This window comes from Acinetobacter sp. ACNIH3 (genome assembly GCF_002918965.1).
GTDB lineage: Bacteria > Pseudomonadota > Gammaproteobacteria > Pseudomonadales > Moraxellaceae > Acinetobacter > Acinetobacter schindleri.
The window spans coordinates 1-15,306 of the sequence record NZ_PQLP01000056.1; the positions used below are offsets into that span (position 1 = coordinate 1).

Below are 15,306 nucleotides of genomic sequence, written 5' to 3' on the forward strand. Positions count from 1 at the left end.
AAAAAGGCACATGCGAAAATATGAATGGTTTAATTAGGCAATATTTACCTAAAGGGATTGATTTAAATCAGGCAGATCAGCATTATTTAAATCAAGTTGCCATGTCACTGAATACTCGTCCTAGAAAAGCGTTAGATTGGCTTACACCATTAGAGAAATTTGCTCAGCTTGTTGATTATCATAAGACTTTTCAAACTGTCGCACCTCATGTTTGAATTCGCCATGAATTGGTTTGATATAAAAACCAAGCAATTATGTACCCGAACAATTGTAAAATGCGTAAAGGTAATATAGCTAAAAAAGTTAGTAGAAAATACATATTTTAAAAAAGACTCTTTAATAAGCGAGTTTAATCGTGAAAATTATATAAGCGCCTAAAAATCTGACTCTTCATCAAAAATAGCAAAGCAACTTAATGGTTAATATAAAATATTGTGAAAAATAGTTTAAAAAAATTTATCTATATTTTCATACTGAAAGGATAAGATTTTTTATACTCAAAGCCCTAGTTAAAACTATAATGAATCGCTAAGATCATGATAAAAAAGCCCTGCACAGAGCAGGGCTTATCACATCAGTCGCTAAATATTACTTAGCTTCTTCAGCTTTTGGTTTTTCACGTAAGCGAATACCCAAATCACGCAATTGATTTGATTCAACTGGTGCAGGTGCTTGTGTCAATGGACATTCAGCAGTCTTGGTTTTCGGGAATGCAATCACGTCACGGATAGATGATGCACCGGTCATTAACATCACCAAACGGTCAAGACCGAATGCCAGACCACCGTGCGGAGGTGCGCCATAGCGTAATGCATTTAACAAGAAGCTGAATTTCTCTTCTGCTTCTTCTTCACCAATACCAAGTGCTTCGAAGATCGCTTTTTGCATTTCAAGGTTATGAATACGTAAAGAACCACCGCCGATTTCAGTACCATTCAATACCATGTCATAAGCAACTGAAAGCGCAGCACCCGGATTGTTCTTCACTTCTTCAACGCTTGATTTTGGCAGCGTGAATGGGTGATGCACAGAAGTCCATTTGCCATCATCAGTTTCTTCGAACATCGGGAAGTCAACTACCCAAAGCGGTGCCCACTCGCAAGTTGCAAGTTTCATGTCATGACCGACTTTGATACGTAAAGCACCCATCGCATCATTAACAACTTTGGCTTTGTCCGCACCAAAGAACACGATGTCGCCATTTTCAGCGCCAACACGTTTCAATAGATCCAGCACGATTGGCTCGATGAATTTCACGATTGGAGACTGAAGACCTTCGATGCCTTTTTCAAGTTCGTTGACTTTGATATACGCCAAACCTTTCGCGCCATAGATGCCTACAAATTTAGTGTATTCATCAATCTGGCTACGTGGTAATGAACCTGCACCCGGTACGCGAAGCGCAACGATACGGCCTTTAGGATCTTTAGCAGGACCTGCGAATACTTTGAACTCAACGTCTTGCATCATGTCTGCAACGTCAACCAGTTTCAAAGGAATACGCATATCCGGTTTATCAGATGCATAGTCACGCATGGCATCTGCATAAGTCATACGTGGGAATTTGTCGAATTCAACGTTTAGAAGTTCTTTGAACATCTTCACGGTTAATGTTTCCATCAAATCCATGATGTCATCGTCACTCATGAACGATGTTTCAACGTCGATCTGGGTGAATTCAGGCTGACGGTCAGCACGCAAGTCTTCGTCACGGAAACATTTTGCGATTTGGTAGTAACGATCGATACCACCCACCATCAACAACTGTTTGAATAACTGTGGTGATTGTGGCAGGGCATAGAAGCTACCGTTAGAAACACGACTTGGTACTAGATAGTCACGTGCACCTTCAGGCGTAGCACGAGTTAAGATCGGAGTTTCAACGTCTAGGAAGCCATTGTCTTCGAAGTAGTTACGAATCAGGTTAGTCAGTTTAGAACGGAAACGTAAACGGTCTAACATTTCAGGGCGACGGATGTCCAGGAAACGGTACTTTAAACGTACTTCTTCAGAAATGTTGGTATTTTCGTCATTCAATGGGAATGGCGGAGTTTCTGACGCAGCAAGAACTTCAATTTCTTTACCCAGAACTTCGATTTGACCGCTGGTGATATTTGCGTTTTCAGTTCCTGCATAACGACGACGTACGCGGCCTGTAATTTTTAATACAAATTCTGAACGTGATTTGTCGGCAGTTGCGAATGCTTCAGGAGTATCTGGGTCAATAACCACTTGAACAAGACCGTCACGGTCACGCATGTCAAGGAAGATTACACCACCGTGGTCACGGCGACGGTGAACCCAACCGCATAATGTTACGGTTTGGTCAATTTGAGCTTCGGTTAATGAACCGCAGTAATGAGTTCGCATCATAGCGTTAAAAATCCAACTATATGGTTTAAGGTCAGCGAATACGTAAACAGCGTACCGCTTTTCGTAAAGGTAGGATTATGCCTCTTTGGGCATGTAGTCACAAGAACTTGGGTCAAAAACAATATCACTTTAAAGTAAATAGAAGAAAAGCCAGCGCTTTGTCTATCCCATCCTACTACCTCTGTCTAAAAATAAAAACAATAAACAGCCCAGACTAAAGGTAATCAGAAAGCCTTGGCTAAATTCATTAATAGATCGTCCAGTAAAATAATAGAGATCCGATTGCCAGACGTCTGTAGGAATATAGCGTGCATAATCCCAGACTGAAAACAGAGCGGTTAATATAGAAAAGAAAAATAAGCCCCAGGCAAATGACTTGATTTTTAGGCTGACTGCGAGATATTGGCGATGCTTTTTATAGTAGTGCACACTCATCCACAATATAAAAGGTAAGGCTAGAAAAGATGTGCCAATCTGTAAAATCCGGTGCAGCGGATAACTTTGTCCAAATAACTGAAACTGTTGCGCTAAGATTTCATGGAAGGCAAAAGTCCGAAAATCGACGTGGGTCAGACCATCCCAGATTAAATGAGTGGCTGTGCCGATGATCAGTGCCAGACACATCGCCAAGATAAATCTTAAAGCTGAAAGGATGCTGTAAATATCTAAATCATGATAAATACCGATGAAACGGTAAATTACTGGCCGGTAAACCAGATACCAGATGCTACAGAAAGCCAGCCCAATCCAGAGGTCTGGATGAATCAGCGAAGACCATAAATGCGTGATATTTGAATTGCTCGAAGTAAAGAGTCGATGTAAATCGGGCACCATACAGCCAATCGCCATCGCAGCAATCGGTAGCCGATTACCGCTTAAACGTGAAATAGGTGGAGCAAGCACAGCATGCGATAAGGTAAAGGGCATAAAAATAATGTTTTAATGTAATAAAAAAATATTCAAAAAGCATTCTAATAAAATATATCACTGGTTATCGTAAACGATTGCAAAAATAATGAAATGTTATATTATAACATTATTCTATTTTAGTCATTTTGAGCTTGGGTCATGTCTTTTCATAAGAATTTAATAACAGTCTCTATTTTTGCGGTTATTACACCATCAGCATTCGCACAACAAGAAGAAGCGACAGTAGCTGTACAAACGCTGGAAACCATCCAGGTTCAGGCCCATCCATTGATACAAACCGCAGCAGATTTTGCGGTTGCGGATCATGTGGTGGATCAAAAAGCATTATCTGAGCGTGCGACGACCATTGGTGATGCACTGGCAGATGAATTGGGTGTCTATTCAAATCAGTTTGGTACAGGTGCAAGTCGTCCGGTCATTCGAGGTCAGGATGGCCCACGTGTGAAAGTGTTGCAGCATGCTTCAGAAACTGCTGATGTTTCGACCTTGTCTCCGGATCATGCTGTCACCGTCGATCCGATTCTGGCGAAGCAGGTAGAAGTGATTCGCGGTCCATCTACATTACTTTACGGTGCCGGTACAGTCGGTGGGTTGGTGAATGTCACCGATCAAAAAATTCCGACCCAGATGCCTGAAGATGGTCTGGAAGGTACAGTCGGCCTGCGTTATAACTCAGGTAGTGACGAAAAGTTAGCAAGTGCTGGTGTGACAGCGAGTATTGGTGAAAATTTTGCTTTGCGTGTAGAAGGCTCAAAGCGTAAAGCCAATGATTATATTGCCCCGGATTATGTGGTCGAAGAGCCGCATGGAGATCACTCCCACTTTCATAAAGAACGCCGTGTAGGCAATACCTTTGCCGAAGGGCAAACGGTGAATATTGGCGGTTCATGGATTCATGACCGAGGTTTTGTCGGTCTGTCCTATAGTAACCGTCAGGATCAGTATGGCTTGCCCGGTCATAGTCATGAATATCATGGTTGTGAAATTCATGGAGATCATTTTCACTGCCCAAAACCAGATGAAGATGAGCACGATCATGAAGAAACAGCTGGACCTTGGGTGGATTTAAAATCCGAGCGTTATGAGGTGCGTACCGAACTGGAGCAACCATTTACCGGTGTGGAAAAACTGCGAGCGCATGCCAGCTTTACTGACTATGAACATGATGAGCTTGAAGAAAGCGAAGTGATCAGTAATTTTAAAAGTAAGGGCTATGACGGTCGTTTAGAGCTGGTGCATGTACCAGTTGCAGGCTGGGAAGGGGTAGTTGGAACCCAGCTTTCACAGCAGAAAATTAATTTGTCCGCTCCAGAATCCCATGGCCATGACGAGCATGATGATGAAGGACATGAGCATGATCATAGTGAACATGCTGGTCATAATCATGAGGTGTTCATGCCAGACACCAAAACCCAGAAATACAGCTTATTTGCTTTGGAACATAAACAGTTCGGCGATGTGCATGTCGAGTTGGGCGCACGCGTTGAACATCAAAAAGTGAAAGTAGATTCGGAGCAGAAAGATTATTCAGGCACTGGCGTATCTGCATCTGCTGCGGCCAACTGGAAATTTGCACCAAACTACAAGCTTTCTGTGGTGGGATCACATCAGCAGCGTTTGCCTTTGGCCCAAGAGCTGTACGCGGATGGCCTGCATTTTGCCACCAATACGTATGAACTCGGTAACCCTGACCTCGATAAAGAAACTTCAAATAATCTTGAATTGGGTCTGCATTATGAAGGTGATCAACTGGATTACCATGTGCATGTGTATCACAACTGGTTCGATGATTATATTTATGGCGAAACAATAGCGCAGAAAGGTAATTTACGCGGTGTGCAGTATACCCAAGACAAAGCCAGATTCTATGGGACTGAGGCACAGGCAGGTTACCAGATCAATGACATGTATAAAGTCAGTGTTTTTGGTGACTATGTGCGTGGCAAGATTGAAGGTGAAAATGCACCACGTGTACCCGCGGGCCGCTTAGGAACCAAAGTCGAAGCAGACTTTGCCGATGGCTGGTCAGGTCTGGCTGAATATTATCATGTCTTTAATCAGGACAAGATTGCCAGTTATGAAAATGAAACCCAGGGCTACAATATGGTGAATGTTGGCTTAAGTTATGCCAATAGCATTGCAGATAAAAATGCTTACCGGGTTTATTTCAAAGCCAACAATCTGCTTGATGATCAGGTGTATTCACATACTTCATTCCTGTCCAATATTCCGCAAGTCGGTCGCAACTTTACTGTCGGCGTGCAGTATGATTTCTAACAGGTCTACGAAAATAATCGACCAAATCATCTAGATCTCACTGAAATCTACTTGAAAAATCATAAGATAAAACCTAGCCTGAGTATATTGGGTTAGGTTTTTTCTTATGCGTATCTTTCAACGAATTCACAATAAATTGAACTGGTCGAATCGCCGTTATGCGACTTTGATCATTAGTATGCTGGCCGTGGGTTATCTGGCTTCAGCGATCTACCACACGTATAAGCCTTTGCCGGAAGGTCTGAATTATACGGGCAAGCTGCGTCATGCCGAAGTCAAGTTTCTGGCTGATCAGACTTATCTGGATGCACAAGGCAAGCAGCAGCTAGATCATCGCATTTTTAATGAAATGCTGAACATGATTGAAGAAGCCAAATCGCTGATCGTGCTTGATATGTTTTTATTTAATCAGCAAACTGGGGCATCTACGCAGGAACATCAGGCATTAAGTCAACAACTGACGGATGCTTTAATCAGTAAACGTCTGTTGCAACCTGAAGTCGAAATCAAATTTATTACCGATCCGATCAATTCGGTCTATGGCGGAATTCGATCCGAGCAGTATCGAGCCCTACGTCAGCACGGTGTTGATGTGATTGAAACCAATCTGATGCCATTGCGGGCTTCCAATCCAAGCTGGTCCGGCTTCTGGTATATCTGTTGCCAGGGCATTGGCAATAATCCGGAAAAGGGCTGGTTGCCGAATCCATTTGGAACAGAAAAAATTACCCTGCGCAGTTATTTTGAGCTGTTTAACTTTAAAGCCAATCATCGCAAAACTATGGTGGTGGATACCGATCAAGGCTGGAAAGCACTGGTCACATCCATGAACCCGCATGATGGCAGTTCGCGGCATTCCAATATTGGTTTATTGGTCTGGGGTAGCACCGCTGTGGATATCCTGAAAACAGAGCAATCTGTCGGCATGATGTCACAAGCCAATATGCCTGCCATTGTCGCCGGGGATTTTCAGGCAGACAGCAGCCAGCCACAAGTTCAGGTGCTGACTGAAAAAGCTATTTATGATGCGATTCTGAATCTCATTCAGACAGCCAAAGCAAATGAGCAGATTGATCTGGCGATGTTTTATTTATCTGAGCGCAAAATTATTAAAAGTCTGATTGCGGCACATGAACGTGGTGTCAAAGTCCGGGTTTTACTCGATCCAAATAAAGATGCTTTTGGCCGTGAGAAAAACGGGATTCCAAACCGGCAAGTGGCTTGGGAACTGCATAAAGCAGATATTGATGTGCGCTGGTGCCGTACTCAAGGAGAGCAATGTCATAGTAAAATACTGATGAAGCGCAATGCTCAGCAAGCTGAAATGATTTTAGGCTCGGCTAATTTTACCGTACGGAATCTGAAAAACTATAATCTGGAAACCAATATGCGTGTGCTAGGTCAGCCTCAGGCCGAAGTGTTCAAGGATGCCCAGCAATATTTTGACGGTGCATGGTCAAATCTGAATGGTCGTGCCATGAGCGTGGACTATACGCAATATGCAGAAGATTCGTTCTTTAAATACTGGCTATACCGTTTTATGGAATGGAGTGGCTGGTCGACGTTCTAGATGAGAAATCAAAAGGAAGTCGAGATGACTTCCTTTTTTTATCGAATAATAATGGATTAGCTAAACTCACCAGTTGAGCGTTCTTTGGCCCATTCACGCAGGACAAATTTTTGCAGCTTGCCAGTCGAAGTTTTTGGAATCTCAGTAATCACCACATCTTTTGGCACTTTGAAACGCGCCAAATGTTCACGACAAAATTCAATAATTTCTTCTGGTGTAACTTCGAAGCCCTGTTTGAGTTCAATAAAGGCACACGGCACTTCCTGCCAGCGTGGATCTGGTTTGGCGACTACCGCTGCAGTCAGAATCGCAGGGTGCTGATACAGCACTTCCTCTACTTCTAGCGAAGAAATATTTTCACCACCAGAAATGATGACATCTTTAGAGCGGTCAGTGATTTTGGCATAACCGTCTGGCTGGCAAACAGCGAGGTCACCGGTATGGAACCAGCCACCGGCAAAGGCTTCTGCCGTAGCTTCCGGATTTTTCAGATAACCTTTCATGACGATGTTACCGCGGAACATGATCTCGCCCAGCGTTTTACCATCATGTGGCACTTCCTGCATGGTTTCAGGATCAAGCACTTTCATACCATCCTGCAATGGATATGGTACACCTTGACGTGAGTGCAACTGGGCCTGTTCCTGGATGGTGAGATCGGACCAGCCAGCTTGAGATGCACATAGGGCAGAAGGACCATATGTCTCGGTTAAACCATAGACGTGGGTTACATTGATACCAATATTGCGCATACCTTCAATGATGGCTGCTGGAGGCGCAGCACCTGCCACCATAACTTCTACACGGTGATCAAATTTGGTTCTTTTCTCTTCCGGTGTATTGATGAGCATCGACAGGACAATTGGTGCACCACAGAAATAATCGACTTTATGTGTGGCAATCAGCTGAAAGATCAGTTCAGGATCAACTTTGCGTAAGCAGACATTGGTTCCGCCGTTGGCCGCCATGGTCCAGGCAAAACACCAGCCATTACAGTGGAATAATGGCAGGGTCCAGAGATAGGTTGCACGTGGCATCATGCCACAGGCAATAATGTTGCTGGCTGCATTAATATACGCACCGCGATGATGATAAACCACGCCTTTTGGGTTGCCAGTTGTACCTGAAGTATAGTTCAGGCTGATTGCGTCCCATTCATCTTGTGGCAAGTGCCATTCAAAATTGGCATCGCCTTGAGCCAGCCAGCTTTCATATTCAATCTGGCCAATACGATCAGCAGCTTCTTCATAGTTCTCATCTGCTACATCGATGATATAAATATCCTGCTTGATCAGTGCCAGCGCTTCCTGCGCCACAGCAGTAAATTCAGGATCGACAAGTAGAACTTTAGTTTCCGCATGTTCTAGCATAAAAGCCAAAGTCTTGGCATCTAAACGGGTATTTAAGGTATTCAGTACAGCACCTGCCATCGGAACAGCAAAGTGCGCCTCAATCATGGCTGGGACGTTAGGTAAAAGGACAGATACGGTATCATTTTTGCCTACACCAAGCTGTTGCAACTGGTGAGCGAACCGACGACAGCGCTGATAAGTGTCACGCCAGGTAATTTCACGCTGGCCATGAATAATGGCATTCTGGTTGGGATAGATATAGGCCGCACGTTCTAGATAGCGTAAAGGTGAAAGCGCTACAAAGTTTGCTGGTGTGCGTGGTAATTCATCATATGCACTGCCCATTGTTCTACTCCCTGAATAAATAATTATTATTTAATTACTCTAAATCTAGCAATTTTTAGTGATTGTGACATTTATGCTTTAGTCGAGCGTGAATGAAAGATCAAGCTTTTAATATCTATATTTTTGTTTTTATTGAACTTTGATGGATAAAATGAACTGTTACTTTACATGTCTGTCACTATAATAAACAGAATAAAGTTGGGTTAAATAGAATCCGGTGTGAAATTTAGCTTCAAAGACCCGCGCAAATAGATAAAATGACTGGCTTTTATTTTTGTGGATTAGTGACTAATAAAATCAAATTATTTTGCAAGTATTTATAAAAAAACGAGTTTTACAAATTTACATAGACTTTAAAATTGACTTGTTTCTCTAAATGACTGCATGATGATTTCTAAATAAAAAGATATTCATAACAACAAAAATAAGAGCAATTATGTCCGGGTTTTATTGACTTAAAACCGGGTAAAAGGAAGCCGCTATGGAGATAGCACGTGCAGAGATGTGGGCCAACTGGTCAGGTTCCCAGCGATCCAGTCCCAGTATTTTTCATCCTTACAGCATTGAGATGCTGCAGGGGCTTGTGCGTGTCTATCCAAAATTACGTGTTGTGGGTGCAAGCCATTCCTTTAGTGCCTTGGCAAAAACCAGCGACGTGCTGGTTTGCCTAGATCAGCTTAAAGGGATGTGTGACTATGATCGAGAACAGTGTCGCAGTACCTTTTGGGCCGGGACCCGTTTGTATGATGTGGGTGAGAAGCTGGCCACCATTGATCAGGCATTGGCAAACCAAGGGGATATCGACCGGCAAAGTCTGGCAGGTGCCATTGCTACAGGTACGCATGGAACCGGGGTGGAGTTACCTTGTCTTTCTGCTCTGGTTTCTGAATTTGAATTGCTGACTGCGGACGGTCACTTGCTATGCTGTAACTCTGAGCAGAATGCAGATATCTTTGCTGCAGGACGGGTGGCATGTGGCAGTCTGGGCATTATGACCCGTATCCAGCTACAAAACCGGCCCATGTACAGGTTGCAGGAGCAGATTCGACTTTGCTCACTCACCGATCTATATGCAAGCATCGATAAATGGAAGCATCAGCACCGGCATATAGAGTTCTGGGCCTTTACCCATAGCGATAATGTCATTCTAAAAAGTCTGGATGAAACCCAGGAAGAAGCACAGGCAAGACCGGATGGTTGGCTGGATGAGGACTTCATGTTGAACATGTGCTGTGAGCTGAATCGAATTTGGCCAGGACTGAATCCCTGGTTACAGCGTCTGTTAAATATAGCGATCCGGCCATCGAAAGCAGTGGACTGGTCCAGCCGTATTTTTCCTAGTGTACGTAATACCCGTTTTAATGAAATGGAATATCAGCTGCCGGTGAAACAGGGACTGGCCTGTTTTGAGGAGGTTATGGAAATACTACAGCAACAGAAAGCGCCGGTATTTTTTCCAATTGAATTTCGTTATGTACGTGGGGACGATATCTGGCTAAGTCCATTTTATCAACAAGATTCAGTTTCGATCTCCGTACATCAATTTTACAAACAGGATTATCAGGTGATTTTTGATCTGGTAGAACCGATTTTCAGAAAATACGGAGGACGCCCGCACTGGGGCAAGCTGCATTCGCTGGAAGCCCGACAGCTTTGTGAACTCTATCCGAAATGGGATGAGTTTATGCAGTTACGAAAATCCCTTGATCCACAGGATAAATGGCTCAATCCTTATCTGGAGCGCCTGTTCATTCCATCTTGAATGAGCTGAGGAGGAATACAGTATGCTATATCTTGACTACTTTCAGGAACTCCAGAAAACTCTGCATGAGCAAGGAAATGGACAACCTCAATTGATTCTGGATTTGTCTAAGCTGGAACAGAATATTGACTGGTTACAACATAAGATGCCGACCCATCTGAAACCGCGTCTGGTGGTGAAATCATTAGCCAATTCAATATTGCTAAAACGAATTGCTAAAGCCTTTAATACCCAGTCTTTTATGGTGTTCCATCTTCCGCATGCGGTCCATATCCTGCAAGCCTATACGCAGGCAGATATTCTGATGGGCAAGCCAGTGCCTTTGCAATGCCTGAAAAGCTTTACCGAAGATCAGGCTGAGCATCTGCCGAAAGTGCAGTGACTGATTGATTCAGCTGAGCGTCTGAAAAATTATCTGACATATGCCAAGGAGCGGAATCTACAGCTGCGGATCAATCTGGAAATTGATATTGGCCTTCATCGTGGTGGGTTGTCAGATCTAGAGCAGTTTATGCACTGCCTGGCGATTATCAAAAGCCATTCGGAATATCTGAGTTTAAGTGGTCTGATGGGTTACGATGCTCATGTTTCTAAGTTGCCTAGTGCATTATTTCCTCCCATCCAGAGCTATCAGAAATCTCAACAGTGTTATATGAACTTCATGAATGTCATGTGCCAGATGCTGCCTGAGCTGGATCTGTCTGCTCTTTGTCTGAATGGAGCGGGAAGTGGTACCTTGCATCACCACTTTATCCAGACGGTCTGTAATGATGTATCCTTCGGTTCAATGTTGCTCAAGCCAACTGATTTTGATCTGGAAGGCCTAGAGCCCATGCAACCGGCTTTATGGATTGCTGCACCAGTATTGAAAGTGCTGGACCAAATTCAGTTACCTGGATTAGAGCGATTAAAGCGGTTTCAACCGCGGCAACGGGCGGTATGTATTTATGGTGGTTACTGGCGCGGGAAATGTATCTATCCGCCAGGTGCGAAGCCACATTTACTGTATGGACGCAGTAGTAATCAGGAATTGTTGCAGATTCCATCTAGTTGCCGGATTCAGGTCGATGATTATGTATTTTTCCGGCCCGCCCAAAGTGAATCGATTCTGCCACAATTTGCTTCGCTGTATGCTTATGAGCAGGGACAATATCAAAAGTGGGAGAATTTTAGGGAATAACAGGATGGATCATGGTGGCTATCTCCCAAGTCATTCTGAATATCCTGCAAGGGATTGGCAGCAAAGCATGTTTTCAGCCGAGAAAAAAGGATTAACGGTTTATTAAATGGCCCGAGACGTGTAAAATTCTAGGCGATTTTTATTTATCCACCGTTTTTATCTTTTGAGGTTCTCCTCGATCATAATCTCGCGGTGACATGCTCCATTGTACGGGGCATCACTCCTTAAGGATTTCATATGCCAATTATCACTTTGCCAAATGGCGATCAAAAACAGTTTGATCAAGCCGTATCTGTGATGGAAGTTGCTCAAAGCATCGGTCCTGGTCTAGCAAAAAATACTGTTGCAGGTCGTGTGAACGATCGTTTAGTAGACGCTTGTGATCTTATTACTGAAGACGCAACCTTACAGATTATTACGCCGAAAGACGAAGATGGTGTTCATATCATTCGTCACTCTTGCGCACACCTAGTGGGTCATGCTGTTAAGCAATTGTTCCCAGAAGCAAAAATGGTAATTGGTCCAGTCATTGAAGAAGGTTTCTACTATGACATCTGGATGCCACGTCCATTTACTCTAGACGATATGGCAGCGATTGAAGAGCGTATGAAAAAGCTCATCGATCAAGACTACGATGTCATCAAAAAAATGACACCACGTGATGAAGTGATCAAAGAATTCACTGCGCGTGGCGAAGAATACAAACTCCGTCTGATCGAAGACATGCCTGAAGAAACACAAATGGGCTTGTATTACCATCAAGACTATTTGGATATGTGCCGTGGTCCGCACGTTCCAAATACTAAATTCTTAAAATCGTTTAAGCTGACTAAAATCTCGGGTGCTTACTGGCGCGGTGATGCGAAAAATGAACAGTTACAACGTATTTACGGTACAGCGTGGGCGGACAAAAAACAGCTTGCTGCTTATGTAAAACGTATCGAAGAAGCAGAAAAACGTGATCACCGTAAAATCGGTAAAGCGCTAGACTTGTTCCATATGCAGGAAGAAGCACCGGGTATGGTGTTCTGGCATCCGAATGGCTGGACCATTTACCAGGTTCTTGAACAGTACATGCGTAAAGTTCAGCAGGACAATGGCTACGAAGAAATCCGCACACCACAGGTGGTTGATTTCACGTTATGGGAAAAATCAGGCCATGCTGCCAACTATGCAGACAACATGTTTACGACGCATTCTGAAAATCGTAACTATGCGGTGAAGCCAATGAACTGTCCTTGTCACGTACAAGTGTTCAACCAAGGCTTAAAGTCATACCGTGATCTTCCGGTACGTCTGGCAGAATTCGGGTCATGTCACCGTAACGAACCATCAGGTTCTTTACATGGGATTATGCGTGTTCGCGGCTTTACCCAAGATGATGCACATATTTTCTGTACCAAAGAGCAAATCGGTACTGAAGTTGCAGACTTTATCAAATTGACACTCGATGTATACAAAGATTTTGGCTTCGAAGAAGTACAAATGAAGTTGTCAACTCGTCCTGAAAAACGTGTTGGTGATGATACACTTTGGGATATGGCAGAAAAATCTTTGGCAGATGCTTTAGATGCTGCTGGTCTGGAGTGGGAATTGCAGCCAGGTGAGGGTGCGTTCTACGGTCCGAAGATCGAATTCTCATTGAAAGACTGCTTGGGCCGTGTATGGCAATGCGGTACGATTCAATGTGACTTCAACCTTCCAGAACGTCTAGATGCATCTTACGTGACCGAAGACAACGACCGTGATCAGCCAGTAATGTTACATCGTGCAATTCTTGGCAGTTTCGAGCGTTTTATTGGTATACTTATTGAACACTACGCAGGCTTTATGCCACCTTGGTTATCACCAATTCAGGCGTGTGTCATGAATATTACCGATTCTCAAGCCGAGGCTTGTGAGTCAGTCGTCGCAAAACTTAAAGAAAGCGGTATCCGCGCGATTTCCGACTTGAGAAATGAGAAAATCGGCTTTAAGATTCGTGAACGTACTTTAGAGCGTATTCCTTACTTACTGGTACTTGGGGACCGTGAAGTAGAGGAAGGTACGGTAAATGTCCGTACACGCTCAGGAACAAATTTGGGTACCATGTCAATCGATGCTTTCGTTGATCTGGTAAAAACAGCCGTTGCCGAACGCGGCCGGTACATTGTGGAGTAACAGCGATTAAACAGCCTGACCGTAATCAACAGGGCGGTAACAAATCAAACCGTCCTGCGTTGAATGATGAAATTCGTGCGAAAGAAGTCCGTCTTGTAGACGAAAATGGTGAGCAAAAAGGTATAGTAAGCTTAACTGAAGCTTTACGTGCAGCAGAAAGCGTAGAGCTTGATCTTGTAGAGATCGTAGCAAATGCTGAGCCACCTGTTTGTAAAATCATGGACTTTAACAAGCATTTGTTTGATCTTAAACAAAAGCAGAAAGAAGCGAAGAAAAAACAACATCAAGTACAGGTGAAAGAAATCAAGCTACGCCCTGGTACTGATGTAGGTGATTACAACGTAAAACTGCGTGCAATTATCAAGTTCCTTGAAGAAGGCAACAAGGTAAAAATCACGCTTCGTTTCCGTGGTCGTGAGATGGCTCACCAACAGTTGGGTCTGGCTCAATTACAAAAAATTGAAGCTGATGTAGCGGAAATTGGTGTAGTTGAACAGTCTCCAAAAATGGAAGGCCGTCAAATGGGTATGCTGCTTGGTCCTAAAAAGAAAAAGTAAGCACTCATTGAGCGAAAAAAGCCCTGCACTTGCAGGGCTTTTTTATTTTATAGCCATAAAATAGACAGTCTAGTTTCTGCTATCAGTTTAAAGCCTAAAAAATAACTCAACTATGCCGCACATTATTTGTGCCGAAATAATTTTGATCAGGATTACAGTGATAAACATTACAAATATGAGTGAATATGAGTAGAGAAAAGATATATTTTTTAAACTTGGCATAAATTGCTGGATGACTGGCTTATGGCTTTTTTAAATAATCGCGTTGTACCCTATCAGCTGGTCATTTTTGATATAGATGGTACTCTGGTTGATTCCTTTGAACAGTTTATCGAGTTGCTGAATTGCTTTGCCGGTAAATATCGCTATGCATTGATGCATAAAGATCAGGTCGAGCATTTAAGAGCTTTACCACCACGACAGATCCGTCAGGCACTCAATCTGTCAATATTTCAGACCTTTCGCTTAATGTATGACTGTAAACGGGAGATGCGTCGTAGTGGCAAAATGCCAGAATTGTTTGAAGGTATTGCGGATTTGCTTCGCCATCTCAAACAGCAGGGCGTTCGCATGGCAATTGTCACCTCCAATACTCCGAATAATTGCCGAAAGTATCTAGGTGCGGAACTGTTTCAGCTATTTGAGTGGGTCGAAAGCAATGCTTCAATTTATTCGTTGGAGCGTAAAACTTCGGGGTTCAGCCCGAGGATATAAGCGACTGGCGTAAGCCATTAATGCGGTGTTTGCTGTTGCTGAATATAGTGTTTAATAATTCCGATTGGCGCACCTCCGCATGACGC

The 15,306-nt window shown here is 43.5% G+C and carries 10 protein-coding genes and 2 pseudogenes; 8 read left to right on the top strand and 4 right to left on the bottom strand.

What is annotated here, in order from left to right; translation table 11 throughout:
• On the top strand, window positions 1-215 hold a 215-nt coding region (locus C3420_RS14840; RefSeq protein WP_031991246.1), incomplete at its 5' end, for a hypothetical protein.
• 373 nt (window positions 216-588) lie between these two features.
• Here the strand turns inward: C3420_RS14840 and aspS are convergent.
• Both aspS and C3420_RS14855 read right to left on the bottom strand, forming a co-directional pair.
• Window positions 589-2,373: an aspartate--tRNA ligase gene (gene aspS, locus C3420_RS14850; RefSeq protein WP_004889934.1), complete on the bottom strand. Its 1,785-nt coding sequence runs from the start codon at window positions 2,371-2,373 to the stop codon at window positions 589-591.
• A 162-nt stretch (window positions 2,374-2,535) separates the two neighbouring features.
• Complete coding sequence (locus C3420_RS14855; RefSeq protein ID WP_004889930.1) at window positions 2,536-3,300, bottom strand: DUF4184 family protein; 765 nt, start codon at window positions 3,298-3,300, stop codon at window positions 2,536-2,538.
• A 141-nt stretch (window positions 3,301-3,441) separates the two neighbouring features.
• Between C3420_RS14855 and znuD the strand changes: the two genes are divergently transcribed.
• Window positions 3,442-5,580, top strand: a complete 2,139-nt coding sequence (znuD, locus tag C3420_RS14860) for a zinc piracy TonB-dependent receptor ZnuD (protein ID WP_004889927.1) — start codon at window positions 3,442-3,444, stop codon at window positions 5,578-5,580.
• 106 nt (window positions 5,581-5,686) lie between these two features.
• On the top strand, window positions 5,687-7,150 hold the full coding sequence (locus tag C3420_RS14865; RefSeq protein WP_004889924.1) for a phospholipase D-like domain-containing protein: 1,464 nt from the start codon (window positions 5,687-5,689) through the stop codon (window positions 7,148-7,150).
• 56 nt (window positions 7,151-7,206) lie between these two features.
• On the opposite strand, the gene C3420_RS14870 is transcribed toward C3420_RS14865, so the two are convergent.
• Entirely contained in the window at window positions 7,207-8,847 is a 1,641-nt protein-coding gene (locus C3420_RS14870) for an acyl-CoA synthetase (RefSeq protein WP_004889922.1), read from the bottom strand.
• Between the two features lie 481 nt (window positions 8,848-9,328).
• Here C3420_RS14870 and C3420_RS14875 point away from each other — a divergent pair, with 481 nt between their 5' ends.
• The 5 genes and pseudogenes from C3420_RS14875 (at window position 9,329) to C3420_RS14895 (ending at window position 15,220) form a co-directional block, all read left to right on the top strand.
• Window positions 9,329-10,609, top strand: coding sequence for a D-arabinono-1,4-lactone oxidase (locus tag C3420_RS14875; protein ID WP_004889919.1), 1,281 nt, complete (start codon window positions 9,329-9,331; stop codon window positions 10,607-10,609).
• 22 nt (window positions 10,610-10,631) lie between these two features.
• Window positions 10,632-11,789: pseudogene (locus C3420_RS14880) on the top strand (alanine racemase).
• A gap of 237 nt (window positions 11,790-12,026) precedes the next feature.
• The gene (gene thrS, locus C3420_RS14885) at window positions 12,027-13,949 is read left to right on the top strand and encodes a threonine--tRNA ligase (RefSeq protein WP_004813026.1); all 1,923 of its coding nucleotides are present in this window, start codon (window positions 12,027-12,029) and stop codon (window positions 13,947-13,949) included.
• Window positions 13,950-14,008: 59 nt separating this feature from the next.
• Entirely contained in the window at window positions 14,009-14,506 is a 498-nt protein-coding gene (gene infC / locus C3420_RS14890) for a translation initiation factor IF-3 (RefSeq protein WP_004889910.1), read from the top strand.
• Between the two features lie 243 nt (window positions 14,507-14,749).
• Complete coding sequence (locus C3420_RS14895) at window positions 14,750-15,220, top strand: HAD hydrolase-like protein (RefSeq protein ID WP_004889909.1); 471 nt, start codon at window positions 14,750-14,752, stop codon at window positions 15,218-15,220.
• A 17-nt stretch (window positions 15,221-15,237) separates the two neighbouring features.
• Here C3420_RS14895 and C3420_RS14900 read toward each other — a convergent pair.
• Window positions 15,238-15,306 (bottom strand): annotated as a pseudogene (locus tag C3420_RS14900) (IS200/IS605 family transposase); the annotation flags it as partial.